The 22,601-nt window shown below is 64.1% G+C and carries 25 protein-coding genes; 17 read left to right on the top strand and 8 right to left on the bottom strand.

The window, feature by feature from the left end:
- The first annotated feature begins 2 nt into the window (after positions 1 to 2).
- Complete coding sequence (locus RFN28_RS29750; protein WP_320290706.1) at positions 3 to 1,160, top strand: amino acid ABC transporter permease; 1,158 nt, start codon at positions 3 to 5, stop codon at positions 1,158 to 1,160.
- A 12-nt stretch (positions 1,161 to 1,172) separates the two neighbouring features.
- Entirely contained in the window at positions 1,173 to 1,976 is an 804-nt protein-coding gene (locus RFN28_RS29745) for an amino acid ABC transporter ATP-binding protein (protein ID WP_320290705.1), read from the top strand.
- A 367-nt stretch (positions 1,977 to 2,343) separates the two neighbouring features.
- Here RFN28_RS29745 and RFN28_RS29740 read toward each other — a convergent pair whose 3' ends face one another.
- Together RFN28_RS29740 and RFN28_RS29735 are read right to left on the bottom strand one after the other, a co-directional pair.
- The gene (locus RFN28_RS29740) at positions 2,344 to 3,579 is read right to left on the bottom strand and encodes an FAD-dependent monooxygenase (RefSeq protein WP_320290704.1); all 1,236 of its coding nucleotides are present in this window, start codon (positions 3,577 to 3,579) and stop codon (positions 2,344 to 2,346) included.
- A 12-nt stretch (positions 3,580 to 3,591) separates the two neighbouring features.
- A complete protein-coding gene (locus RFN28_RS29735; protein WP_320290703.1) occupies positions 3,592 to 3,837 on the bottom strand; it encodes a zinc-finger domain-containing protein in 246 nt (81 codons plus the stop codon).
- 237 nt (positions 3,838 to 4,074) lie between these two features.
- Between RFN28_RS29735 and RFN28_RS29730 the strand changes: the two genes are divergently transcribed.
- Positions 4,075 to 6,270: an RNA degradosome polyphosphate kinase gene (locus tag RFN28_RS29730; RefSeq protein WP_320290702.1), complete on the top strand. Its 2,196-nt coding sequence runs from the start codon at positions 4,075 to 4,077 to the stop codon at positions 6,268 to 6,270.
- The gene (ppx, locus tag RFN28_RS29725) at positions 6,267 to 7,802 is read left to right on the top strand and encodes an exopolyphosphatase (RefSeq protein ID WP_320290701.1); all 1,536 of its coding nucleotides are present in this window, start codon (positions 6,267 to 6,269) and stop codon (positions 7,800 to 7,802) included. The genes RFN28_RS29730 and ppx overlap by 4 nt, the downstream gene beginning before the upstream one ends.
- Positions 7,803 to 7,827: 25 nt before the next feature.
- Here ppx and RFN28_RS29720 read toward each other — a convergent pair whose 3' ends face one another.
- The 4 genes from RFN28_RS29720 to betI form a co-directional block, all read right to left on the bottom strand.
- Positions 7,828 to 8,250, bottom strand: coding sequence for a DoxX family protein (locus RFN28_RS29720; RefSeq protein WP_320290700.1), 423 nt, complete (start codon positions 8,248 to 8,250; stop codon positions 7,828 to 7,830).
- 183 nt (positions 8,251 to 8,433) lie between these two features.
- The gene (locus tag RFN28_RS29715; protein WP_320290699.1) at positions 8,434 to 8,856 is read right to left on the bottom strand and encodes a DoxX family protein; all 423 of its coding nucleotides are present in this window, start codon (positions 8,854 to 8,856) and stop codon (positions 8,434 to 8,436) included.
- Positions 8,857 to 9,099: 243 nt separating this feature from the next.
- Positions 9,100 to 10,497, bottom strand: a complete 1,398-nt coding sequence (gene fumC / locus RFN28_RS29710; protein ID WP_320290698.1) for a class II fumarate hydratase — start codon at positions 10,495 to 10,497, stop codon at positions 9,100 to 9,102.
- Between the two features lie 485 nt (positions 10,498 to 10,982).
- Positions 10,983 to 11,633 (bottom strand): choline-binding transcriptional repressor BetI, encoded by a 651-nt coding sequence (betI, locus tag RFN28_RS29705; RefSeq protein WP_320290697.1) that lies wholly within the window; start codon positions 11,631 to 11,633, stop codon positions 10,983 to 10,985.
- Positions 11,634 to 11,711: 78 nt separating this feature from the next.
- On the opposite strand from betI, the gene choX reads away from it, so the two are divergent.
- The 3 genes from choX (at position 11,712) to RFN28_RS29690 (ending at position 14,175) form a co-directional block, all read left to right on the top strand.
- Positions 11,712 to 12,650 (top strand): choline ABC transporter substrate-binding protein, encoded by a 939-nt coding sequence (gene choX, locus RFN28_RS29700; RefSeq protein ID WP_320290696.1) that lies wholly within the window; start codon positions 11,712 to 11,714, stop codon positions 12,648 to 12,650.
- Positions 12,647 to 13,504 (top strand): alpha/beta fold hydrolase, encoded by an 858-nt coding sequence (locus RFN28_RS29695; protein WP_320290694.1) that lies wholly within the window; start codon positions 12,647 to 12,649, stop codon positions 13,502 to 13,504. Before choX ends, RFN28_RS29695 begins: the two co-directional genes overlap by 4 nt.
- A 182-nt stretch (positions 13,505 to 13,686) precedes the next feature.
- Positions 13,687 to 14,175, top strand: coding sequence for a sulfocyanin-like copper-binding protein (locus RFN28_RS29690; protein ID WP_320290693.1), 489 nt, complete (start codon positions 13,687 to 13,689; stop codon positions 14,173 to 14,175).
- A gap of 18 nt (positions 14,176 to 14,193) precedes the next feature.
- Here the strand turns inward: RFN28_RS29690 and RFN28_RS29685 are convergent, their stop codons facing one another.
- Complete coding sequence (locus RFN28_RS29685) at positions 14,194 to 14,958, bottom strand: NIPSNAP family protein (RefSeq protein WP_320290692.1); 765 nt, start codon at positions 14,956 to 14,958, stop codon at positions 14,194 to 14,196.
- Between the two features lie 239 nt (positions 14,959 to 15,197).
- Here RFN28_RS29685 and RFN28_RS29680 point away from each other — a divergent pair, with 239 nt between their 5' ends.
- Positions 15,198 to 15,803 carry a TetR/AcrR family transcriptional regulator gene (locus tag RFN28_RS29680; RefSeq protein WP_320290691.1) on the top strand — a complete coding sequence of 202 codons (606 nt, stop codon included), beginning with the start codon at positions 15,198 to 15,200 and terminating at the stop codon, positions 15,801 to 15,803.
- A 186-nt stretch (positions 15,804 to 15,989) separates the two neighbouring features.
- Positions 15,990 to 17,138 (top strand): metallophosphoesterase, encoded by a 1,149-nt coding sequence (locus tag RFN28_RS29675; protein ID WP_320290690.1) that lies wholly within the window; start codon positions 15,990 to 15,992, stop codon positions 17,136 to 17,138.
- A gap of 134 nt (positions 17,139 to 17,272) precedes the next feature.
- Here the strand turns inward: RFN28_RS29675 and RFN28_RS29670 are convergent, their stop codons facing one another.
- Complete coding sequence (locus RFN28_RS29670) at positions 17,273 to 17,452, bottom strand: CsbD family protein (protein WP_320290689.1); 180 nt, start codon at positions 17,450 to 17,452, stop codon at positions 17,273 to 17,275.
- 173 nt (positions 17,453 to 17,625) lie between these two features.
- Between RFN28_RS29670 and RFN28_RS29665 the strand changes: the two genes are divergently transcribed.
- From RFN28_RS29665 to RFN28_RS29630, 8 genes are all read left to right on the top strand, one after another.
- The gene (locus RFN28_RS29665) at positions 17,626 to 18,300 is read left to right on the top strand and encodes a glutathione S-transferase family protein (RefSeq protein ID WP_320290688.1); all 675 of its coding nucleotides are present in this window, start codon (positions 17,626 to 17,628) and stop codon (positions 18,298 to 18,300) included.
- Between the two features lie 117 nt (positions 18,301 to 18,417).
- Entirely contained in the window at positions 18,418 to 19,173 is a 756-nt protein-coding gene (locus RFN28_RS29660) for an SDR family NAD(P)-dependent oxidoreductase (RefSeq protein WP_320290687.1), read from the top strand.
- An 85-nt stretch (positions 19,174 to 19,258) separates the two neighbouring features.
- The gene (locus tag RFN28_RS29655) at positions 19,259 to 19,594 is read left to right on the top strand and encodes an ArsR/SmtB family transcription factor (RefSeq protein ID WP_320290686.1); all 336 of its coding nucleotides are present in this window, start codon (positions 19,259 to 19,261) and stop codon (positions 19,592 to 19,594) included.
- Entirely contained in the window at positions 19,594 to 20,373 is a 780-nt protein-coding gene (locus RFN28_RS29650) for an SRPBCC domain-containing protein (RefSeq protein WP_320290685.1), read from the top strand. The genes RFN28_RS29655 and RFN28_RS29650 overlap by 1 nt, the downstream gene beginning before the upstream one ends.
- Positions 20,374 to 20,571: 198 nt before the next feature.
- Entirely contained in the window at positions 20,572 to 20,943 is a 372-nt protein-coding gene (locus RFN28_RS29645) for a YkgJ family cysteine cluster protein (protein WP_320290684.1), read from the top strand.
- A gap of 619 nt (positions 20,944 to 21,562) precedes the next feature.
- On the top strand, positions 21,563 to 21,772 hold the full coding sequence (locus RFN28_RS29640; RefSeq protein ID WP_192246232.1) for a cold-shock protein: 210 nt from the start codon (positions 21,563 to 21,565) through the stop codon (positions 21,770 to 21,772).
- A 179-nt stretch (positions 21,773 to 21,951) separates the two neighbouring features.
- The gene (locus RFN28_RS29635; RefSeq protein ID WP_320290683.1) at positions 21,952 to 22,194 is read left to right on the top strand and encodes a hypothetical protein; all 243 of its coding nucleotides are present in this window, start codon (positions 21,952 to 21,954) and stop codon (positions 22,192 to 22,194) included.
- On the top strand, positions 22,194 to 22,601 hold the full coding sequence (locus tag RFN28_RS29630; protein WP_320290682.1) for a hypothetical protein: 408 nt from the start codon (positions 22,194 to 22,196) through the stop codon (positions 22,599 to 22,601). The genes RFN28_RS29635 and RFN28_RS29630 overlap by 1 nt, the downstream gene beginning before the upstream one ends.

Genomic DNA, 22,601 nt, shown 5'->3' with positions numbered 1-22,601 from the left:
CCATGCAGGAACACGATACATCCTGGGTGCGCACCGAGATGGCGCTGGCCGAGCCGGCGCCGCTCGGCGAGCGCGGCGCTATCGCCTGGGTGCGCAAGAACCTCGTCGGCTCGGTGGGCGACACCATCCTCACCATCCTCGGCATCGCCATCTTCGCCTGGATCCTGCCGCAGATCATCAACTGGGCCTTCATCAACGCCCAGTGGACCGGTCCGAACCGCACGGTCTGCGCCACCGTCTCGCAGGGCGGCGTCCAGCCCGACGGCTGGACCGGTGCCTGCTGGGCCTTTGTCAACGCCAAGTTCGGCCAGTTCATCTTCGGCACCTATCCGATCGAGGAGCGCTGGCGGCCGATCCTGGTCGCCGTCCTGTTCGTGGCGCTTCTGGTGCCGATGCTGATCCCGCGTGTGCCGCGCAAGGGGCTGAACGCCATCCTGCTCTTCCTGGCGCTGCCGGTCGTCTCCTTCTTTCTTCTCTCGGGCGGCGTGTTCGGCTTGCCGGTTGTCGAAACCTCGCGCTGGGGCGGGCTGCTGGTCACGCTCAGCCTGTCGTTCGTCGGCATTGTCGCGTCGCTGCCCTTGGGCACGGTACTGGCGCTGGGCCGCCGATCGAAAATGCCGATCGTCAAGCTACTATGCGTCATCTTCATCGAGTTCGTGCGCGGCATTCCACTGATCACGGTGCTGTTCTTCGCCAGTGTCATGCTGCCGCTCTTCCTGCCTGCCGGCGTCACCTTCGACAAGTTCCTGCGGGCGCTGATCGGCGTGTCGCTGTTTGCCGCCGCCTATATGGCCGAAGTGGTGCGCGGCGGCCTGCAGGCGATCCCGAAGGGCCAGTATGAGGGCGCCGATTCGCTCGGCCTCGGCTATTGGCAGAAGATGGGGCTGATCGTGCTGCCGCAGGCGCTGAAGCTGGTCATCCCCGCCATCGTCAACACCTTCATCGGCATGTTCAAGGACACCAGCCTGGTCCTGATCATCTCGATCTTCGACCTCTTGGGCGTGGTCAAGCAGAACCTCTCCGACGCCAACTGGGCGACGCCGCAGACCGCCAGGTCGGGCCTGATCTTCGCCGCCTTCGTGTTCTGGCTGTTCTGCTTCGGCATGTCGCGCTATTCAATGTACACCGAACGCCGGCTCGACACCGGCTACAAACGATAAGGGGAATTGGCCATGACCACCGAAAACGCCGTCAGCGCGGAAGAAATCAAGGTCGATGCCAAGAAGATGCACATCTCGACCACCGATGTCGCCATCGACATCATCGGCATGCACAAATGGTACGGCGAGTTCCATGTGCTGAAGGACATCAACCTCAAGGTGATGCGCGGCGAGCGCATCGTCATCTGCGGCCCGTCCGGCTCCGGCAAGTCGACCATGATTCGCTGCATCAACCGGCTGGAAGAGCACCAGAAGGGCAAGATCATCGTCGACGGCAAGGAACTCACCAACGACCTGAAGAAGATCGACGAGGTGCGCCGCGAGGTCGGCATGGTGTTTCAGCATTTCAACCTGTTTCCGCACCTGACCATCCTGGAGAACTGCACGCTGGCGCCGATCTGGGTGCGCAAGACGCCGAAGAAGCAGGCCGAGGAAATCGCCATGCATTTCCTGAAGCGCGTCAAGATCCCGGAGCAGGCCAACAAATATCCCGGCCAGCTCTCCGGCGGCCAGCAGCAGCGCGTGGCGATCGCCCGCTCGCTCTGCATGAACCCGCGCATCATGCTGTTCGACGAGCCGACCTCGGCGCTCGACCCGGAGATGATCAAGGAAGTGCTGGAGACGATGGTCGGTCTGGCCGAAGAAGGCATGACCATGCTTTGCGTCACCCACGAGATGGGCTTTGCCCGCAAGGTCGCCAACCGGGTGATCTTCATGGACCAGGGCCAGATCGTCGAGCAGAACACGCCGGCCGAATTCTTCGACCATCCGCGCCACGAGCGTACGAAGCTGTTCCTGTCGCAGATCCTGCACTGAACGATCCGAGAGCGAATTCTTGGAAGCCCGCCCGCAAGGTCGGGCTTTCTTGCTTTTGCGCGATCGGCTGGTGGAGCCCGCTGCCGGTGTCGCTTGGGTAGTCGATGCGGTTATACGATTAGTGTGGGCACTCCGCGAATTGCCAAGCGCCGCGTTCCTTCACACCCCCCTCTGTCCTGCCGGACATCTCCCCCGCAAGGGGGGAGATTGGCAGTTGCGACGCCTCGCTTCATCCTGCAACGCTGGTGGTTGGCGAAAACGGCGGTGACAGCTGATCTCCCCCCTTGCGGGGGAGATGGCCGGCAGGCCAGAGGGGGGTGCTGTCCCGCCGGCGTATCCAGTTGCCGGTTGGCTATCAAAAGGCTTCTCAGCGCCCCACCACCTTCCGCTCCTCCCACCCATACAGCCAGTCCAGATCCGCGGCGAGCTTCTCTGCCGGCCGCATGGCCAGCACCAGGTTGCGGGCAATCGCCACCGGACCCCGGGCATGCCAGGCGAGCCGGTTGAGCGCGCCGCGCCGAAGCACCTTCTCGATCCGCGGCCGTCTGAGATTCTCCCAGGTGCTTAGGCTTTGCCGCGGATCGGCGGGGGAGTCGGCGACCAGGCCGGCAAGCATCGCGGCGTCCTCTATGCCCATCGCCGCGCCCTGGGCTGCAAACGGCGTCATGGCATGCGCGGCGTCGCCGATCAGCGCGATGCCTTGCGGCATCGTCCAGCGCCGCTGCTCGACGGTGTGGATCGGAAACGCCGTCCATGGCCCGGCCAATGCGACAAGCCTTGCCAGCGAAGGCGAGGTGCTGCGCATGGCGCTGGAGAGGATGGCGGGATCGGCATGGCCCGACCAGCTGTCCGCGATGCGCTCGCCCTTGGTGAAGGCGGCGAGGTTGACGGCGCTGCCCTTGCTCACCGGATAGGCGACCATATGGAAGCCGGAATGGAGAAAAGCGGTGGTGCAGTCGGCGGCTCCGATCGCCGCAAAGGCCTGGCCGGCGGCGCTCTCGGCCGCGACCGTGGCCCGCCAGGCGAGCTCGCCCGAGAAGCGGTTCTTCCCGAAAGCCGAATCCATGCCCGCAAGCAGCCTGCGAACCGTCGACCAGACGCCGTCGGCGCCGACCAGCAGGTGTCCGGCGGCCTCGATCTTGCCACCATCCGTTTCGGCTGTGACAGCGATATCCTGCGGCGCGACGGTGATCTCCGTCACCCGCGCGCCGGTGACGAGTTTGATTTCAGGATGCTCGGCCACCCGCGCCGTCAGCGCGTCTTGGAGGTCGGCGCGATGCGCTACCAGATAGGGCGCGCCCCAGCGGTCCTCGCCGGCCTGGCCCAGCGGCACGCGTGCCAGTTCGCGCAAGGTGGCGGCGTCCTTGAGCACCACCGCTTCCGGCCGGATGGCGCTAACCGCCAGGCGATCGAGCACGCCGAGCCGGCGCAGGATGCGCGTCGCGTTCGGGGAAAGCTGAAGCCCGGCGCCCACCACTTCGAGCTGCTCGGCCTGTTCCAGCACGGTCACCGCATAGCCGCGCTCGGCAAAAGCGAGCGCCGCCGTCAGCCCGGCTATGCCGGCCCCGGCGATGACGACCTGCCGGGACCGCGCCTTATCCATGATCGCGCGGGATTAGGCGGCCTGGTCTATATAGAGGCAGCCCGGGGGCTGCGTTTCCGTCGCCTTCAGCTTCGGCGAATAGCGGTAGAGCGTCGAGCAATAGGGGCAGACCTTCTCATTGTCGTCGCCCATGTCGAGGAATACATGCGGATGATCGAAAGGCGGATTGGCGCCGGTGCACATGAATTCCTTGACGCCGATATCGATCGCCGGATGGCCCGCGTCGTTCTGGAAATGGGGAATGGTACCGCCTGCCATCGTCGTCTCCTTCAGTTCGGCCCGTTTGCATCTGGATCATAACCGGCCAGTTTGCAAGATCGATGAAATGAAACTGTCGCAAAACCCTGGCAGAGGATAAGCTGAGCCGGTTAAGCGCATGATCCCCGGGAACGAAGTGATTCCGTGACATCATGCGTCATGAAAGGCATGTAAGAGCGTCCATAACGCGCCCGGCGGTGTATGGGGTTCAAAGAGAACGGTTGCAGGCAAGGAACCATGAGCGAACTGAGGCCGGTGCAGAACGAGTTCATCACTGTCGAGGCGGCGAGCCCCGACGGCGGTAATCCCGACCGTTTCGTCAACCGCGAATTCTCCTGGCTGCAGTTCAATCGACGCGTGCTGGAGGAATCGCTGAACGAGCACCATCCGCTGCTCGAGCGCGTCCGCTTTCTCTCGATCTCGGCCGCCAATCTCGACGAGTTCTTCATGGTCCGCGTCGCCGGCCTCGCCGGCCAGGTGCGCGAGGGCATTGCGCTGAAGAGCCCGGACGGCCGCACGCCCGAGCAGCAGCTCGAGCAGCTGCTGCGCGAGGTCGAGCGCCTGCAGGAAGATCAGCAGAAGAGCCTGTCGACCTTGATGGAGCTGCTCAACAAGGAAGGCATCGAGAGCATTACCCGCGACGCGCTCAGCAAGGAAGAGAGGGCCTGGCTGGAAGAGCATTTCCAGGAACAGGTTTTCCCGGTGCTGACCCCGCTGTCCATCGACCCGGCGCATCCGTTCCCGTTCATTCCCAATCTCGGCTTTTCCATCGCGCTGCAATTGCGCCACCGCAGGAATGGCGAAGAAATGAGCGCGCTTCTGCGCCTGCCGGTGGCGCTGCGGCGCTTCATCCGCCTGCCGGACCGCAGGCACCATATCCGCTTCATCCCGTTGGAAGAGGCGGTCGGCTTGTATATCGGCAAGCTGTTCCCAGGCTATGAGGTCAAGGGTTCCGGGACGTTCCGCATCATCCGCGACAGCGATATCGAGGTGGAAGAGGAGTCGGAAGACCTCGTGCGCCTGTTCGAGACGGCGCTGAAGCGTCGACGCCGCGGATCGGTCATCCGCATCGAGTTCGACACCCTGATGCCGGCCGAATTGCGCGAGTTCGTCGCCGGTGAGCTCGGCGTCTCGGCAAGCCGCATCAGCGTGCTCACCGGTCCGCTGGCGCTCAACCAGATCTCCGAGATCGTCGCCATCCCGCGCGACGACCTCAAATTCACGCCTTACAATCCGCGCTTCCCCGAGCGCATCCGCGAGCATGGCGGCGACTGCCTGGCCGCCATCCGCGAGAAGGACATCATCGTCCATCACCCCTACGAATCCTTCGACGTGGTAGTGCAGTTCCTGCGCCAGGCGGCGGCCGATCCGGAAGTGGTGGCAATCAAGCAGACGCTCTACCGCACCTCGAACGACAGCCCGATCGTGCGCGCGCTGATCGACGCCGCCGAGGCCGGCAAGTCGGTGACGGCACTTGTCGAGCTCAAGGCGCGCTTCGACGAGGAGGCCAATATCCGCTGGGCGCGTGACCTGGAGCGTGCCGGCGTCCAGGTCGTTTTCGGCTTCCTGGAGCTGAAGACCCACGCCAAGATGTCGCTGGTAGTCCGCCGCGAGGATAGCAGGCTGCGCAACTATGTGCATCTCGGCACCGGCAACTACCACCCGGTCACCGCCCGAATCTACACCGACCTGTCCTTCTTCACCACCGACCCGATCATCGCGCGCGATGTCGCCCAGATCTTCAACTTCATCACCGGCTATGCCGAACCTGCGGAGGAGATGCGCGTTGCGGTGTCGCCGTTCACGCTGCGCAACCGCATCCTGAAGCACATCGCCGACGAGGTCTCCCATGCGCGCGACGGCCGGCCGGCCCGCATCTGGATGAAGATGAACGCGCTCGTCGATCCGACCGTCATCGACGCGCTTTATGACGCCGGCCGCGCCGGCGTCGAGATCGATCTCGTGGTGCGCGGCATCTGCTGCCTCAGGCCCCAGGTGCCGGGCCTGTCCGAGAACATCAGGGTCAAGTCGATCGTCGGCCGCTTCCTCGAGCACAGCCGCATCTTCTGCTTCGGCAATGGCCACGGCTTGCCGTCGGATGAGGCGATCGTCTACATTTCCTCGGCCGACATGATGCCGCGCAATCTCGATCGCCGCGTCGAGACCCTGGTGCCGATCACCAATCCTACTGTGCATGAGCAGGTGCTTGGCCAGATCATGCTCGGCAATGTCATGGACAACCAGCAAAGTTTCGACGTATTGGCTGACGGCACCTCCCGCCGCGTCGTGATGGAGGAGGGTGAGGAACCGTTCAACGCGCAGGAATATTTCATGACCAATCCGAGCCTTTCCGGACGGGGTGACGCGCTGAAATCGCATGCGCCCAGGCGCATTGCCCAGTTCAAGCGCCGCAAGAAGATCGCCGCCGAGTGATTTCAGTCTCCCAGGGCCGGCTCCAGGACCGGCGGCCGCTGTCGATCATCGACATCGGATCGAACTCGATCCGCCTTGTCGTCTATGAAGGGCTGGCGCGCTCGCCGACGCTGCTGTTCAACGAAAAGATGCTGGCCGGTCTCGGTCGCGGCATCGTTTCCACGGGCAAGCTCGATCCCGAGGCGGTGACGCGCTCGATGGAGGAGTTCCGCCGTTTTCGCGCGCTGTCAAACCAGGCCGGCGCCGAGCATATGTATGTGCTGGCGACCGCGGCCGCGCGCGAGGCGATCAACGGCCCGGACTTCATCCACCGCGCCGAGGATGTGCTGAAGACCGAGATCCGCGTGCTCTCCGGTCGCCAGGAAGCGCATTATTCGGCGCTCGGCATCATCTCCGGCTTCTATCCGGCCAACGGCATCGCCGGCGACCTCGGCGGCGGCAGCCTGGAGCTGGTCGACATCAATGGCGAGGCGATCGGCGACGGCATCACGCTGCCGCTCGGCGGCCTGCGCCTGCAGGACATGGCCAAGAACTCGCTCGTCCAGGCGCAGAAGATCGCGCGCCAGGAACTGGCGCGGGCGAAGCTCTTGAAGGGCGGGCAGGGCAGGGTCTTCTACGCCGTCGGCGGCACCTGGCGAAACCTCGCCCGGCTGCACATGGAGATGAACAATTATCCGCTCGGCGTCATGCATCACTACGAGATCGCCGCCGACAGCGCGCAGGCCTTCCTCAGGCAGGTGGCCAAGGGCGAGGTCGAGAAGGTCAAGGGCATCGAGGGCGTCTCCAAGAACCGCCGCTCGCTTCTGCCTTACGGCGCCGTCGTGCTGCAGGAGATCATGGCGGCGATGCAGCCCTCCAAGATCGTCGTCTCGGCGCAGGGCGTGCGCGAAGGCTTCCTCTATTCGCTGCTCGACGCGGCCGAGCAGAAAGCCGACCCGCTGATCTCGGCCGCCGAAGAGCTGGCAGTGTTGCGTTCGCGCTCGGTCCACCACGCCCATGACCTCGTCGAATGGACCGGCAAGGCCTTCAAGGCCTTCGGCATCGACGAGACGGTGGACGAGGCGCGCTACCGCCATGCCGCCTGCCTGCTGGCCGATATCGGCTGGCGCGCGCATCCCGAATATCGCGGCCGGCAGTCGCTCAACATCATCGCGCATGCCTCCTTCATCGGTGTCGACCATCCCGGCCGCGCCTATCTGGCCTTGGCCAGCGCTTATCGCCATGACGGCATCTTCAACGATGGGATCGCGCCGGAGATCAAGGCGCTGGCGCCGCCGCGCGTGCTCGAGCGCGCCCGCGTGCTCGCGGCGATGATGCGCGTCGTCTATCTGCTGACGGCGGCGATGCCCGGCGTGATGCCGCGGCTGAAATGGGAAAGCCGCGGCAACGGCGTGCTGGCGCTGGTGCTACCGGCATCGCTCGCCGACCTCTATGGCGAGCGTCCGGCCGGCCGGCTGGCGCAACTCGCGCGCATCACCAACCGCCGCCTTGTGCTGGCGGTCGAGGGCGGGCCGAGTGTGTCGGTGAAATAGGGCGTGTCGGTGAAATAGAGCCGCTTCAGGTCACTTCGGCGCCGATGCCGAAGCCGCGCCCGTCGGCCGACCATGCGCCGGCTCCGGCCATGGCGAGCGCCAGGAACCCGCCGGCGATCGCAATGTCCTTCATCAGCATCTGCTGGTGCAGGAAGGCGATCATCGCATCGTCCCCGCCTTGGCCGTAATGTCCGATGAAGCCGGCAACGACGCAGAAGGCAGCCAAGAGTAGCGCCACGATCCGCGTCTGGAAGCCGACGAGGATCAACAATCCGGCGATCAGCTCGAACAGGCTGGTGCCCCAGGCGGCAAGCGTCGGCAGCGGCAGGCCGAGACCGGCGAAATAGCGCGTCGTGCCGGCGATGTTGGTGAGCGCCTGGAAACCTGAAGGCACGAAAAGCGCGGCAAGCAGAAGCCGCGAGATGAGAAGCAGTGCGTTGCGGGCCATGGCCACCTCCCTTGCCGGTGCCCGGATCATACCGGCTCTCGGTGCAATTTACGCCTGCATTTGAGAAAACGAAAAAGCGGCGCGGAAAAATCCGCGCCGCTTTCGCTAAGGCCTGGGAGGAACAAGCAATTCCAGGAAAAGTGTAAGGCGGTTTTCCGTTCGAAATTGCGTCAAACAAAACCTTCAGCCGCGCTTGGCGTCGATCGAATAGGCGCCGGCGCCGGAGGAGGCGAGCAGGATGAAGCCGCCCGTGATGGCGAGGTTCTTGAGGAACTGGATCATCTGCATCTGGTCGGCCCAGCCGGTATGGGCGACCAGCCCGGTGGCGATCGTGAAGATGGCGAGCACCCAGGCAGCGATCCGCGTCTGGAAACCGACGAGAATGGCAAGGCCGCCGAGCAGCTCGATCAGGCCGACGACAACGGCGGTCACGGTCGGCACCGGCAGGCCGAGGGCGCCGAAATAGGCGGCGGTGCCGGAAATGGCGGTGAGCTTGCCGAAGCCGGAAAGCAGGAAGATGACGGCAAGCAGGATGCGGCCGAGCAGGATCGTGGTGGAGCTGTTGGATGCGGTGCCGGTGCCGGCAGCGGAAGTGTTGATGGACATGGCGAGTCTCCGAACGGGGGTTGAATGCCCAGTCAGATAGATCACGAAGACTGTTCACCAAAGCCGCTTATGCGGTGACACATTGTTCACAGGTTCAATATTTCTGCGATCAACTGGTCAGCGCGAATTCGTATCGCGAGAACCGGCTGCGGGAGCAAATTCTCCCGCCGCGAGATGTTGTCCATTGTTGGCATTGGCAGGTCGCATGCCTTGGAGACTTGGCCGGAACGCCCGTCACTTGCACTACCCCGGATGCGTCATGTCCTCGGGCCGCACCAGCCGGTCGTAGTCGGCTTCGCTGACCAGCCCGGTGGCCAGGGCCTCCTCGCGCAGCGTGGTGCCGTTCTTGTGCGCGGTCTTGGCGATCTTGGCGGCGTTGTCGTAGCCGATGGTGGGGGCAAGCGCAGTCACCAGCATCAGCGAGCGCTCCAGCGCCGCCTTGATGTTGTCCTCGCGGGCCTCGATGCCGACCACGCAATTGTCGGTGAACGACACGGAAGCGTCCGCGAGCAGCTGCACCGACTGCAGGAAATTGTAGGCCATCAGCGGGTTGTAGACGTTGAGCTCGAAATGGCCCTGGCTACCGGCGAAGGTGAGCGCCGCGTGGTTGCCGAACACCTGTGCGCAGACTTGCGTCATCGCCTCGCACTGCGTCGGATTGACCTTCCCGGGCATGATCGAGGAGCCAGGCTCATTTTCCGGCAGCGACAGCTCGCCTAGGCCCGAGCGCGGACCGGAGCCGAGGAAGCGGATGTCGTTGGCGATCTTGAACAGCGCGGCCGCCGCCGCGTTGATCGCGCCGTGCGAGAACACCATGGAATCGTGCGCGGCGAGCGCCTCGAACTTGTTCGGCGCCGTGACGAAGGAGATGCCGGTGATCGAAGCGATGCGGTCCGCCACTTTCTCGGCAAAGCCGACCGGCGCGTTGAGGCCGGTGCCGACCGCGGTGCCGCCCTGCGCCAGCTCCTGCAGGCCGGGCAGCGTGATCTCGATGCGCTTGATCGACGAGACGACCTGGGCGGCGTAGCCCGAGAATTCCTGGCCAAGGGTGAGGGGGGTTGCGTCCTGTGTGTGGGTGCGGCCGATCTTGATGATGTGGTTGAAGGCGCGGGCTTTGGCGGCAAGCGCCTTGTGCAGGTGGTGCAGCGCCGGCAAGAGGTCATGCACGATCCTCTCGGCGCAGGCGATATGCATGGCCGTCGGATAGGTGTCGTTCGACGACTGGCTCATATTGACGTGGTCGTTGGGGTGCACCGGCTTCTTCGAGCCCATCACGCCGCCGAGCAGCTCGATCGCCCGGTTGGATATCACCTCGTTGGCGTTCATGTTGGACTGGGTGCCGGAGCCCGTCTGCCAGACGACCAGCGGGAAATGGTCGTTGAGCTTGCCGTCGATCACCTCTTGCGCCGCCTCGACGATCGCCTTGCCGATCGTCGGGTCGAGCCGCTTCATCTCCATGTTCACTTCGGCCGCCGCGCGCTTGATGACGCCGAGCGCACGCACGATCGATGCCGGCTGCTTTTCCCAACCTATTCTGAAATTGCCAAGCGAACGCTGCGCCTGCGCGCCCCAGTAGCGGTCGGCCGCGACCTCGATGGGACCGAATGTGTCGGTTTCGGTTCTGGTCTTTTCAGCGCTCACGGCAAGCCTCCGGTTGTCGATTTGCGCAAGGGCGTATCGCGTTGCACAAATGGCATCAAGCGGAGATTGCGGGCGAGGGGAATGCAAATCGGTTGAAGGGTGGCGCCTCTTCCTTTTCCCCTTGTGGGAGAAGGTTGATCGGCGCGCAGCGCCGAGACGGATGAGGGGTGTTGGAGGAAACGAGGCGCTAGAAAATTGGAGGATTGGAAACGCCTAGTTCTTCAATTCCGCGATCCTTCCACCACCCCTCATCCGGCCGCTTCGCGGCCACCTTCTCCCACAAGGGGAGAAGGGAAGGGCGTGCTCCGCCATCGGCGCTCCCACAATATCGATGCCGTCCCCCGCCGTGAGGACGTACTGGCACGCCCGGCACGACGATGAGCCGCCGCACCGCTGGATCCGCGAGCGGATCCTCGACGAAGTCGCCGCGCTCGGCTTCAAGGACTGGGATGGCGCAGAGAGTGCCGATCTATAGGACCAGTTTTTCATCCGGCCGAGGCGAGGCCGACGGACGCGGGCTGGCGCAGCGCCAGCCGCGCAGCGACATAGTCCTTGACCTGGCGCACCGCCTGCTCGCGCGAGACGCTGCCCGGCCGCAGGCCGAGCCTGAGCCACAGCCCGTCGATCAGCGCGGTGACGCCGAGCACGATGTCGTCGGCCGCTTCCGGTGACGTGAGGCCGCGCAAGCCGGACAACAGGTTCGAGCGCATGCGCGCATGGATGACCTTCTGGATGCGCGCCAGCTTCTCGTCGCGCGGCACCTCGGCGCAGAGCGAAAGCCAGGCGTGGCATAGAGGCGGCAGGAACAGATGCTCCTCGAAATTGCCCTCGATCACTGCGTCGAGCCGCTCCATCGGCGTATGCGCTCGCTTGAGCCGCGCCACCACCGCGTTGCACAGCACGGCATTTGCCTCGCGCATCGCATGCTCGAACAATTCCTGCTTGTTGCGGAAATAGTGCAGGACAATGCCCTTCGAGGCGCCGGCCTGGGCCGCGACCTTTTCTAGCGTCGCGCCGGCGATGCCCTCGCGCTCAAGCACCGCGAAGGCCGCCTGCCGCAATTCCTTGCGGCGTATGTCGCTGAGACGCGTGAGCTTCACCGGATCGATCCATGCATTGCGAATCCATGTTGACATTTTCGTCCGTCCAGATCAACAATTGACCAATGGGACAATAACATGACCAAATGGTCAACAAGAAAGAGGAGAACCGGAATGTTGCGATTGCTCGCGAATGGCGTCTGTCTCGCTGCCTTGATGCTGGCCGCTCAAACGGCTTACGCGGCCGAGCCGGAGCAGTGCAGGGCGGTGAGAATGGCCGAGCCCGGCTGGAACGATCTCGCCTTCACCACCGGCGTGGCCAAGGTCCTGCTTCAGGCGCTGGGCTACGAGCCGCAGAGCGAGGTGCTCGGCATCAACGTCATCTACGAAGGCATGAAGAACAAGGACCTCGACCTGTTCCTCGGCTACTGGGACCCGGCGATGGTCACCTATTACGAGCCCTACAAGAACGACGGCTCGATCGAGAATGTCCGCGTCAATCTCGTCGGCGCCAAATACACTTTTGCCGTGCCCACCTATGTCTGGGAGGCCGGGGTCAAAGATCTGTCCGACCTGCACAAATTCGCCGACAAATTCGGGAAGAAGATGTACGGCATCGAGCCCGGATCGAACCAGCTGATGATGGACGCGATCGCCGATCCGCAGTTTCACCTCGACGGCTGGCAGGTGGTCGAATCCAGCGAAGCCGGCATGCTTTCGGAGGTCGGCTACGAGATCAAGGAGAAGCAGTTCATCGTCTTCCAGGGCTGGGCGCCGCATCCGATGAACACGATGTACGACTTCAAGTACCTGACCGGCGGCGACAAGTTCTTCGGTCCGAATTTCGGCGCCGCCACCGTGACGACGCAGGTGCGCAAGGGTTTTCTGCAGCAATGTCCGAACGTGGCGCAGTTCCTGAAGAACCTCGCCTTCGACATCGATCTGGAAAATGTCGGCATGGGCTACCTCATCAATGACGGCATGAAGCCGGAGGAGGGGGCGCTTAAGTCGATCACGCTGAACAAGGACCGGCTCGACGCCTGGCTTGCCGGCGTCACCACCTTCGATGGCAAGCCCGGCCTCGCCGCGGTGAAGGAAAAGCTTGGACTGTGAGGCCTGCGGCATTGGACCTGTCGGAACAGGATGCGCTGACCGAGCAGGACGCCTGGGCAGGCCGCAAGCGGCGCGTCGATGTCGGCGGCCTCGACCTTGCCTATGTCGAGATCGCCGGTTCGGGACCGCCGCTCGTGCTGGTGCATGGCTTCACCGACACCAGCCGCAGCTTCTCGCTGCTGGCGCCGCATCTTCGCGGCCGCCGGCTGATCATGCCGGACTTGCGCGGCCACGGCGGCTCGCAGGCGGGCGAGGGCTTTGACATCACCGACTTCTCCGACGATGTCGCCGGGCTGATCCGGAGCCTGCGGCTCGCCCGGCCGGTCGTCGTCGGCCATTCGCTGGGCGCCATGGTGTCGATCGCGCTGGCCGCGCGGCATCCGGAATTGATTGGTGGATTGGTGGTGATGGCCGGGGCGTTGAAGGCCGATTTCGCGTCGGACCATGCGTTGGTCGTCGGCGTGGCAGCGCTCCGCGATCCGATCTCACCGGCAGATCCGTTCTACGACTGGTGGCATCAATGCGGGCCTGGCGTGCCGCAGGCCTTTCTCGCCGGCATGGCCAAGGACGCTTCGGCGATGCCGGCGGCGCGCTGGCGCGCGATTCTTCAGGGAGTCCGTCGCACGGACCTGACCGCAGCGGCACGCTCCGTGCGGACGAGGGCTCTGATCATTGCCGGTGCCGCCGATCCACTTTTTGGCGAGGCGCACCAGCAGGCCTTGGCGCAAGAGTTGGCCGGGTCACGGCTCCTCCGGGCGCAGGATTGCGGCCACAATCCGCATTGGGACGACCCGGCGTTGGTGGCCGCGATCATCGGCCAAGCCTTCGGGAACGAGGATACCTGGTGGGGCTAGTCGTTCCACGGCATTCGCTGATTGTCCGTTTTGTTCAGCCGTATCGGTTTGATCCAGCGCAAGGCTGGATGTGGCTGGAGGTGCAACCATGCAGTCACCGTTGGGCTGCTCGTTGGTTCACGGCCCGTAAGCGGTCGATTGCCGGTGTCGGTTCCACCGGTGTCTGCCGGAGGAATTTCGCTGTGAAAAAGCTGGTAAGAAATGCGGCAGTGGGGTTTGCCGCGGTTATCACGATGGCTGGCGCCGCCCAGGCCGCCAGCACCGTTCAGGTTTCGTTGTGGGACAAAGGGGCGAACACGCCCATGACCGCTGGCTTCGCCTATGGAACGCCAAATGTCGACATGTCGAAGGCAACTATGGGGATGACGGCCAAGCCCGCGACGGTGAAGGCCGGCAAGATCACGTTCAAGGTGAAGAACACTTCCAAGGATACCATCCACGAAATGATCGTGATGTATCGAGCGGATCCCAAGGACCCGCTTCCCTATATTGCTGCCGAGAACCGGGTCGATGAGGACAAGGCCGGCGACAAGGGAGAGGTTTCCGAACTCGACCCGGGCGCTTCGGGCACGCTTACCGTAGACCTGAAACCCGGCAAATACGTGCTCATCTGCAATGTCCCCGGTCACTTCGCGACGGGCATGTGGACAGAGTTCACCGTCAAGCCGTAGCAGCCGAACCGGTAGGGATCACCGGCCGAGCAGCGACCGCGATGTCGGCGAAAGCAGTAGCACCTGAGCTGGCTTCGTCAGGGCCGGCTCCAAAGCTGTTCGAAAGGCCCGCCATGCCGGCGAACTGACGAGGGCGGCGTGCGCCGTCTCGTCCGCGAAACCGGTGACGCCGACGAAGACGTTCTCGCCGACTCTCACCGGTAGGCGCGGGAATGTGTTTTCGGCATGCTCGCTGACGAAGGCACCGAGCAGCCGGCCCCCATTTGCCGCGAGTTGCGGAACCGCTTCCGTCCGGAAACGCCTGCCAAAATCAGCCTCTGTGCCCGGCTGCAAATGATGAATCGAAATTTCAACAATTCCCGCTAAGCCGCCATCTTGGCTTGGTTTCCCTGCGTCCACGGTTGCGGGCCGCTTCAATCCCGAGAGGTCGAAGCCCGCATCCCGCCATGCCGGCTTCAGCAACAGCACATCGTCGGAATCGATCATCGTCGCATTGGCGGCGTCGCGATGCTCGGCCCACACCAACCCGTCATAGAAAGCGGTCAGCGCATCCTTCCTCGCCTCCATGTTCTCGAAGCCGCGCAGCCAGACGAACATGTCGGGACGGTCGAGATCGCGGAACTGGCCGATGATTGTCATGCCGCACGCTTCCTGGCTCTCGATGAACTCCCGGTCGAACAGCGCGATCAGCGTTTCGCGCTGGCCGGGCTTCAGCGTGTATTGCCGGAGCTCCACCACCGGCGAGGCAAGGCGGTGGAGGAGAGCGCTATCGGACTGGTTCATGGTCAAAACCTCAAAACAGGATGATCATCCTGTTTATAAACAGACCGGTTGTCCTGTTTTGTCAATCTGATATCTTTGTCCTTCCCTTCTCCCCTTGTGGGAGAAGGTGGATTGGCGCGCAGCGCCAAGACGGATGAGGGGTGCTGGACGGATCGCCGTCTTTGCCAAGCTGGAGCACCCCTCATCCGCCTTCACTGTTCAGGCACCTTCTCCCACAAGGGGAGAAGGAGGAGATGGCGATGCGCAAAAAGCGCACCAACGACCCCGAAGGCATGCGCCGTCGCGTGCTCGATGTGGCGGAAGACTCCTTCCAGGCGCACGGCTATCACGCCTCGAGCCTCGGTGACCTGATGGCGGCGGCGGGCATCACCGGCGGCGCACTGCACCACCATTTTCCAACCAAGAAGGCCTTGGCGCTGGCGGTGATCGAGGAGCGCGTGGCGGCCGCCGTCGAAGAGACCTGGATCGCCCCGATGCGGGCGGCGCCCTCGGCGCGCGAAGGCGTGCGCTCGGTGTTCGAAGCGGTGGCTACGGAACTCGAGCAGCAGGGTTTTGTGCGCGGCTGCCCGCTCAACAATCTCGCGCATGAGTTGTCGCTAGCCGATCCCGATTTCCGCTCGGCGCTGGCCGACATCTTCGCCGGCTGGCGGCAGACGCTCGCCGACAAGATACGCGCCGACCAGCTGGCCGGCGGCGAAGCCGGAACCGATCCCGAGCGCTTCGCCGCGCTCACGGTGGCGGCCTATTCCGGCGCCATGTCGATGGCCAAGGCCGCGCAGGATGCTAGCATCCTGAGGCAGTGCCTGGAGGGGTTGGAGAGGGTCGAGCCGCGGCCGCCTACCTGACGATTGGCATGACGCCACTCGCTGCCGTCATAGCCGCATCGGGGTTCGGGACAGTGACAGCAGCCGGGTGGTTCTTGAGAAAGCTCAAGGAAAATTCAGACTGATCGATCACCGAACTTTCGTCGGCATGACATCGAAGCGCGAAAGGGCCTCTCGGTCGCCAAACTGGACGAAATGGCGCTGAAAATGTTCAATCGCGCGATTATGAAGCGGCTTACTTCAATCCCCTTTTCCCGCCGTTCTTTCCTCATCGAGGCAGCCGGCCTCGCCGCGGCTGCCGCCTTGCCGCGCTCCGCTTTCGCTCAGACCGGCCAGCGCATCCAGCCGATCGACGCGACCTTCCTGTTCATCGCCGACATCCATGCCTGCCGCATGGTGCACGGGCTCAGCCTCCATTGCGAGCAGGAGGGCAAGACCGACGCCGCGCTGCTGCGCAACGTGGCGGCGCTCAACGCAATCGAGGACAAGCAGTGGCCGGTCGAGATCAACGGCGTCGCCACCGGCCTGCGGTCGGCCGGCAAGCGCATCGGCACGCCGCTCGGCCTCGTCACCGGGGGCGACATCACCGACGACGGCGGCGGCCAGATCACCCAGCCGAGCGAGGGCACGCAGCTTCTGCAGTTCAGCCAGCGCTACCAGCAGGGCGTCGGGCCGGACCGCGTCCATATTCCCGTCTATGTCGGGCTCGGTAACCACGATCTCGACCAGAATGGACCGAAGCGCCATGTCGACTGGTACCGCCGCGAGATGCGCGATTATGTCGAGGTCAACCATCGCCCCGGCGTCTTCTTCAAGCCGCCCGTGCCGGCGACCAATTACGATATCGACACCGACTGCTATTCCTGGGATTGGGGCGGCCTGCATCTGATCCAGACCCACCGCTTTGCGGGCGACACCGGCCATGGCGCGCTGAGCAGCCTGCCCTGGCTGAAGCAGGATCTGGCGACCTACGCCGGCGACGGCCGTCCAGTGATCCTGTTCCAGCACTATGGCTGGGACAGCTTCTCGATCGAGCGTTGGGATCCGGCAAGGCACGCTTATGACGATCAGGGGACCGGCAAGCCGCACTGGTGGAGCGAGGCCGACCGCCAGGCGCTGCTCGGCGTGCTGAAGGGCTATAACGTCATCGCCCTCTTCCACGGCCATCAGCACGAGGTACCGATGATCTACCAGCGCGACGGGCTCGACATCGTCAAGCCGAAGGCGGCCTTTATGGGCGGCTTCGCGCTGGCGCGGGTGACCGACGACCACATGGACGTGGTCCTTGGCGAGGCGGCTGGCGACCAGGGCGAGACCGTCTTCACCAACGCCTTCGCCAAAAGCTGGGCCACCTGAACGGAAAAGCCTCGGGAAGAGGCGGGCCTCCAGGATGCCGCTCGAACTTTCGGTCCTCTGGGCGAAAGCGGCGCTGAACGTTGAAGAGGCCGGCGCGAGGATCGCGCCGGCCTCTTCAAGAGTGGTGGAACAGATCAGAGCACCCTGCGGACCTTGTCCTTCACGTCGCCATAGGCCTTGCGCACCTTGCCGGCGATCCTTTCGGACACGCCTTCCACCTGCAAGCGCCGGCTGCCGGTGGCCTTGCCGGCGGCCTGCTTGAGCGTGCCTTTCACCTGCTTGGCGATCCCGACGACCTGATGCCTGTTCACCATATCCGCATCTCCCGGGTCTGGAATAGGAGCAGGATGCGAGCGCTGCATCCGACACGACAACGAGCGGACAACGTTCGGGTTCCCGTGCGGTCTGCCGCGTGGCGACGGAAGACTTTCATGGGGCGGGCGGAGCGGTTAGCCTGACGCCGCAACGACACCAAGTGGGGGCGATCATGGCTGAATTCACGCTCTATATCGGCAACAAATGCTTCTCCTCCTGGTCGCTCAGGCCCTGGGTGGCGATGCGGCATCTGGACATCCCCTTCGAGGAAAGCTTCGTGCGGCTGCGCACGCCGGAGACCGCCGCCAATCTGGCCAAGGTCTCGCCGACCGGCCTTGTGCCCGTATTGAACCACAAGCCGTTGAAGGGAGGGGGCAGGATCGTCTGGGAAACCCTTGCCATCCTTGAATATCTGGCCGACCTGTTTCCGGAGAAAAAGCTCTGGCCGGAGGATCTCGGCGCCCGTGCCCTGGCGCGTTCCGTGGCGACGGAGATGCATTCCGGTTTCCGCGAGGTCCGCTATGGCTGGCCGATGAATCTGCGCCGGCCGAAGGCCCACAAGCCGCTCGATGCCGAGGGCGAGGCGCAGCGGGCGAGGATCGAGGCGATCTGGCGGCAGTGCCGTGAGCAATATGGCACGGGCGGCCCGTTCCTGTTCGGCCATTTCACGGCCGCCGACGCCATGTACGCGCCCATCGTCACCCGCTTCTACACCTATGGCGGCGAGCTTGCGCCCGTCACGCGTGCCTATGTCGATGCGGTGCTGGCGACGCCGGCAATGCGGCACTGGTATGCGGAGGCCGCCAAGGAGCCCTGGCCGGAGCCAGGACCGCACGAGCAGGATTAGAGCAGTTCCCAGTGCGCGCCGGTTTTGGCCGCAATTGCGTCAACTGCTCCGATGGCGGACTTCAAGAACGGCCCGCGCGGCCTATGTGAGGGAAGGGCGGGTAGTTGGAGAAATCTCATGACATCCGCAAATTCCCCTCTCGCGGGCAAGGTCGCGCTCGTCACCGGCGCCTCATCCGGTATCGGCGAAGCGACGGCCGCCGCGCTCGCCGCCGCAGGCGCGAAGGTGGCTGTCGCCGCCCGCCGCATTGATCGCCTGGCGACGCTGGCCGGCCGCATCGAGAAAGCCGGCGGCACCGCGCTCGCCATCGCGGCCGACATCGCCAAGGGCGGCGATATCACCGCCATGGTCGACAAGGTCGTTTCCGAATGGGGCCGGCTCGAGATCCTCGTCAACAATGCCGGCGTGATGCTGCTCGCGCCCGCGGCCGAAGCCGATCTCGACGACTGGCGCCGCATGATCGAGCTCAACCTGATGGGCCTGATGGCCACCACCAAGGCGGCGCTGCCGCATCTCAAGGCTTCCAAGGGCCACATCGTCAACGTCTCGTCGGTGGCAGGCCGCGTCGCCAATCCCGGCGCCAGCGGCTACGCGGCGACCAAGTTCGGCGTCGTCGCCTTCTCGGAATCGCTGCGCCGCGAGGTCTATGCCGACAAGGTGCGCGTCACGGTGATCGAGCCCGGCCTGGTGCGCACCGAGCTCGGCGATCACATCACCAACGAGGAATTCAAGGCCGGTCTCGAACACCGCCTCTCCACCATGGAAGCGCTGACCGCCGAGGATATCGCCAACGCCATCCTCTACGCTGTCAGCCAGCCGCCGCGCGTCAATATCAACGAGATCCTGATCCGGCCGACCGATCAGGAGCGCTGAACCATCAGCGAAGCCCTATCGCCGGTCGAGGAGAATTGACCGTCGCCGCAATTTGGCATAATAGGTAACCAAATGGATACGCATCATGCCGCAGGCTGAGCAGGACCATTCCGTCTTCCGCGCCATCGCCGATCCGACGCGGCGCGCCATCCTCGACCGGCTGCGGAAGGGCCCGGCGCCGGTCAACGAGCTGGCGTCCGCCTTCTCGCAGAGCCGGCCGGCCATCTCCAAGCATCTGAGGGTCCTGCGCGAGCTTAACGTCGTCTCCGAGCAGCGGCGGGGCCGCGAGCGCGTCTACCGGCTGGAGCCGGCAGAGCTGAAGGACGTGGCGGACTGGATCCTGCCCTACCGCGACTTCTGGCAGCAAAGCCTCGGCAATCTCAAATCCTATCTGGAGAACGCCAATCTGGAGGAGGACTAATGGCCAGCAACGACAGACCGCGCGCGATCGCCGACGTTTCCGCCGGGACCATCCTTGCCACGGTGACGATCGCCGTGCCGCCCGACCGCGTCTTTCGCGCCATCACCGCCGAGGACCAGATCCCGCTCTGGTGGGGCGCCGACAACATGTACCGGACGACGAAACACATGGCCGATGTCCGGCCTGGCGGCGCCTGGCGCTCGGAAGGCAAGGGCGCCGACGGCCGCGATTTCCATGTCCAGGGCGAATATCTCGAAGTCGAGCCGCCGCATCGCCTGGTGATGACCTGGAAGGCGCCTTGGGACGGCGACAACGTCACCACCGTCACCTACACATTGGAAGCGGTCGAGAACGGCACGCGACTGACGCTGCGCCACGAGGGCTTCGGTCCGCGCCGGGACGCCTGCCGCGACCATGGTTCGGGCTGGGAACGCGTGCTGGGCTGGCTTGGTGATTTCGTCGCCAGGGAGACCGGTGCCAAGCCGCTTTCGGTCTTCCATTGCCGGCTGATCCCGCCGCGGCCGGACTTCGCCTTCACCCTGACGGAAGAGGAGAGGGCGCTGATGAGCGCGCATGCCGACTATCTGCGCGGCAAGCTCGATGAAGGCGCAGTGGTCCTGTTCGGCCCGGTCGCCGATCCGGCCGGTCCGTGGGGGCTAGGCATTGTGCGCGCAAGGGACGAGGCCGAGGCCAGGGCCTTGACCGACGGCGACCCGACGGTGCGGTCGGGCCGGGGCTTCCGCTACGAAATCCTCCCGATGATGAATGCGGTGATGTAAGCCGCCAAAGAAAACGCCCCTCGCACTTTTTTACGGCGCGGGGGGCGTCTTTGTCATCAGCCTTTCTCGATTGCTCGTGAACTGCTAACGACAGGAAACCTAACTCGCAGCCCGCGAAATGGTTCCCGGCAAAATAAAAAAATCTTGTTCGGCCGATGCAGGCGCTTTCCCAGGCCCTATGCTAGAGGCATCGCGACCATGAGGATCGCCTTGCCGCACGACCATTCCTTCCTGACCTTGATCGACGCACCAGCCGCCTTCGACTGCCAGAGCTGCGGGGCCTGCTGCGCCTATTCGGCGGACTGGCCGCGTTTTTCCACGGAGGAAGACGCCGAACTGGACCTCATCCCCGAGGATCTGGTTGCCGCCGACCAGTCCGGCATGCGCTGCGAGGGTGGCCGCTGTGCCGCGCTTCGCGGCGAGGTGGGCAAGGGGACGGCCTGCGCGATCTACGATGCCCGCCCCCATGTCTGCCGCGCCTGCATGCCCGGCGGCGACGACTGCCTGATGGCCAGGGAGATGTATGGGCTGGCGCTCGAACTGCCAATCTCCCCCCTTGTGGGTGATTGAGGAGTGGTCCGCGTAGCGGACGCGAAGCCAATTGCTTGGCTTTGCGAACGACGAAAGCCCGGCAGGGCAGAGGGGGGCGCTGTCCCGCCGGCATCTCAAGCGAGTTTCAATCGGACGTCTGAGTAGATTTCGGCGAGGAAAGGACGGAGCGGTTCGCGTTCCTTCGCGCCCCCCTCTGGCCTGCCGGCCATCTCCCCCACGAGGGGGGAGATTACCCTCTTCGCAAAAAGCACCGAATGGTTCCAACTTTTTTCCCGTTCTTTGCCGCCCGTAGGATTGCCGTCCGGCGACCGCAATAAATGCTGCCGCAGCCCTTTCCCGAAGCCCTGGAACCGGCTTGCGGCTGGCGTCATGGGTTCGAGCCGCAAGATATCTGTTGCTGCCATTTCGAGGAGATCAAGCGCGTGCCGGGGCCGCGGCTATGCAGCGGTCGCCAAACAAGAAATTTGACAGGCGCTCAAATGAAGTCTACGAGGACGACGTCGATATTTGTTTGACTGACTTTTGTTATCCGCGCGCCGAGCGCGCCTTGGCGAACTTCCTCCATCAAAAATCGAGACAGACGTAGTTATGCAGTCGCATGACGGCGAACGAATATTTGCCATGGAAAGGGTTCGTTATGAGCACCGGCACAGTAAAATGGTTCAACGCCACCAAGGGTTTTGGTTTTATTCAGCCTGACGACGGCTCGGCCGACGTTTTCGTTCACATCTCGGCAGTAGAGCGCGCCGGAATGCGCGACATCGTCGAAGGCCAGAAGCTCGGCTACGAGATGGTCCGGGACAAAAAGTCGGGCAAGATGTCCGCAGACCAGCTGCGGGCTGCCTAAGCAGAATTCAGCCTTACCGGTGACCACGGATGTACTGGCACCGGCAGATGGCGAGAGGAGGGTCAGGCACTGCCTGGCCTTTTTCGCTTCCGGGCACTGAATTGTGCGTCGCCGGCGGAATGGGATGTGCTAAGCACCATTGCGCCGGCATTTGAATGCTCCGGGATCAGGAGAAGAATTTGTCCCTCACTTCGAAGACACAAGGCAGCCAGGCCGAATCGCTTCTCAGCAAGGCCCGGACGCAGTCGATGTCGCTTAACCGCATCGTTTCCGAACAGGATGCCGTCAGCCAGGCCCGCGAGGCCAAGACCGCGCGGCTGCGCGAACTGCGCCTGGAGAAGGAAGCCGAGGACAGGGTGGCCGATGCCGCCCTTGCCGCCTTGCCGAAGCAGGTCGGGCCGAAACGCACGGGCAAACGCTGATGGCCACCAAGCGCGTGCCGAAAACGCCCATCGCCGGGGATTCCACGATTGCCGACATGGTCGAAGTCCTGGACAAGCCGGTCGAATATGTCCGGCGCGTGCTGGAAAAGCTGGAGCGCTGCAGGCGGGCCCATGGCGATGCCCAGGTGCGCGTCGGCGTGCGTAGCCGCGCCGAATGCCCCAATTATCTGATCGAATATGTGCTTGAGGATGGCAAGACGCATGAGCGGGTGACGCATCTGGATGCCGCCTACAGCGGCAGCACGCACCGCGAACTGGCGCCGCACTACGTCGCGGAGCCCAGGAACTGGTCGCCCGAGGAAATGAACATCACGGCGGTTTCGGCGCTGATCGGCCGCCTGCGCAATCCGCGGGCGCCGTCATCGCGATTTTCCTACGAGGATTGA

This window comes from Mesorhizobium album (assembly GCF_033977205.1).
Classification (GTDB): Bacteria; Pseudomonadota; Alphaproteobacteria; order Rhizobiales; family Rhizobiaceae; genus Mesorhizobium; species Mesorhizobium album.
Note: the sequence above shows the minus strand (reverse complement) of the source record. Positions and strands in the feature narration are given on the sequence as shown.

What these genes read in the sequence shown, in the direction of transcription:
- choX (WP_320290696.1), top strand. Translation starts at nt 11,712, where the DNA reads ATGTTGCGATTGCTCGCGAATGGCGTCTGTCTCGCTGCCTTGATGCTG.
- RFN28_RS29670 (WP_320290689.1), bottom strand. Translation starts at nt 17,452, where the DNA reads ATGGTGAACAGGCATCAGGTCGTCGGGATCGCCAAGCAGGTGAAAGGC.
- RFN28_RS29655 (WP_320290686.1), top strand. Translation starts at nt 19,259, where the DNA reads ATGCCGCAGGCTGAGCAGGACCATTCCGTCTTCCGCGCCATCGCCGAT.
- RFN28_RS29750 (WP_320290706.1), top strand. Translation starts at nt 3, where the DNA reads ATGCAGGAACACGATACATCCTGGGTGCGCACCGAGATGGCGCTGGCC.
- betI (WP_320290697.1), bottom strand. Translation starts at nt 11,633, where the DNA reads ATGTCAACATGGATTCGCAATGCATGGATCGATCCGGTGAAGCTCACG.
- RFN28_RS29715 (WP_320290699.1), bottom strand. Translation starts at nt 8,856, where the DNA reads ATGTCCATCAACACTTCCGCTGCCGGCACCGGCACCGCATCCAACAGC.
- RFN28_RS29735 (WP_320290703.1), bottom strand. Translation starts at nt 3,837, where the DNA reads ATGGCAGGCGGTACCATTCCCCATTTCCAGAACGACGCGGGCCATCCG.
- RFN28_RS29630 (WP_320290682.1), top strand. Translation starts at nt 22,194, where the DNA reads ATGGCCACCAAGCGCGTGCCGAAAACGCCCATCGCCGGGGATTCCACG.
- RFN28_RS29645 (WP_320290684.1), top strand. Translation starts at nt 20,572, where the DNA reads ATGAGGATCGCCTTGCCGCACGACCATTCCTTCCTGACCTTGATCGAC.
- RFN28_RS29730 (WP_320290702.1), top strand. Translation starts at nt 4,075, where the DNA reads ATGAGCGAACTGAGGCCGGTGCAGAACGAGTTCATCACTGTCGAGGCG.
- RFN28_RS29650 (WP_320290685.1), top strand. Translation starts at nt 19,594, where the DNA reads ATGGCCAGCAACGACAGACCGCGCGCGATCGCCGACGTTTCCGCCGGG.
- RFN28_RS29745 (WP_320290705.1), top strand. Translation starts at nt 1,173, where the DNA reads ATGACCACCGAAAACGCCGTCAGCGCGGAAGAAATCAAGGTCGATGCC.
- RFN28_RS29665 (WP_320290688.1), top strand. Translation starts at nt 17,626, where the DNA reads ATGGCTGAATTCACGCTCTATATCGGCAACAAATGCTTCTCCTCCTGG.
- RFN28_RS29660 (WP_320290687.1), top strand. Translation starts at nt 18,418, where the DNA reads ATGACATCCGCAAATTCCCCTCTCGCGGGCAAGGTCGCGCTCGTCACC.
- RFN28_RS29740 (WP_320290704.1), bottom strand. Translation starts at nt 3,579, where the DNA reads ATGGATAAGGCGCGGTCCCGGCAGGTCGTCATCGCCGGGGCCGGCATA.
- RFN28_RS29680 (WP_320290691.1), top strand. Translation starts at nt 15,198, where the DNA reads ATGCGCAAAAAGCGCACCAACGACCCCGAAGGCATGCGCCGTCGCGTG.
- RFN28_RS29640 (WP_192246232.1), top strand. Translation starts at nt 21,563, where the DNA reads ATGAGCACCGGCACAGTAAAATGGTTCAACGCCACCAAGGGTTTTGGT.
- RFN28_RS29720 (WP_320290700.1), bottom strand. Translation starts at nt 8,250, where the DNA reads ATGGCCCGCAACGCACTGCTTCTCATCTCGCGGCTTCTGCTTGCCGCG.
- RFN28_RS29685 (WP_320290692.1), bottom strand. Translation starts at nt 14,958, where the DNA reads ATGAACCAGTCCGATAGCGCTCTCCTCCACCGCCTTGCCTCGCCGGTG.
- RFN28_RS29675 (WP_320290690.1), top strand. Translation starts at nt 15,990, where the DNA reads ATGTTCAATCGCGCGATTATGAAGCGGCTTACTTCAATCCCCTTTTCC.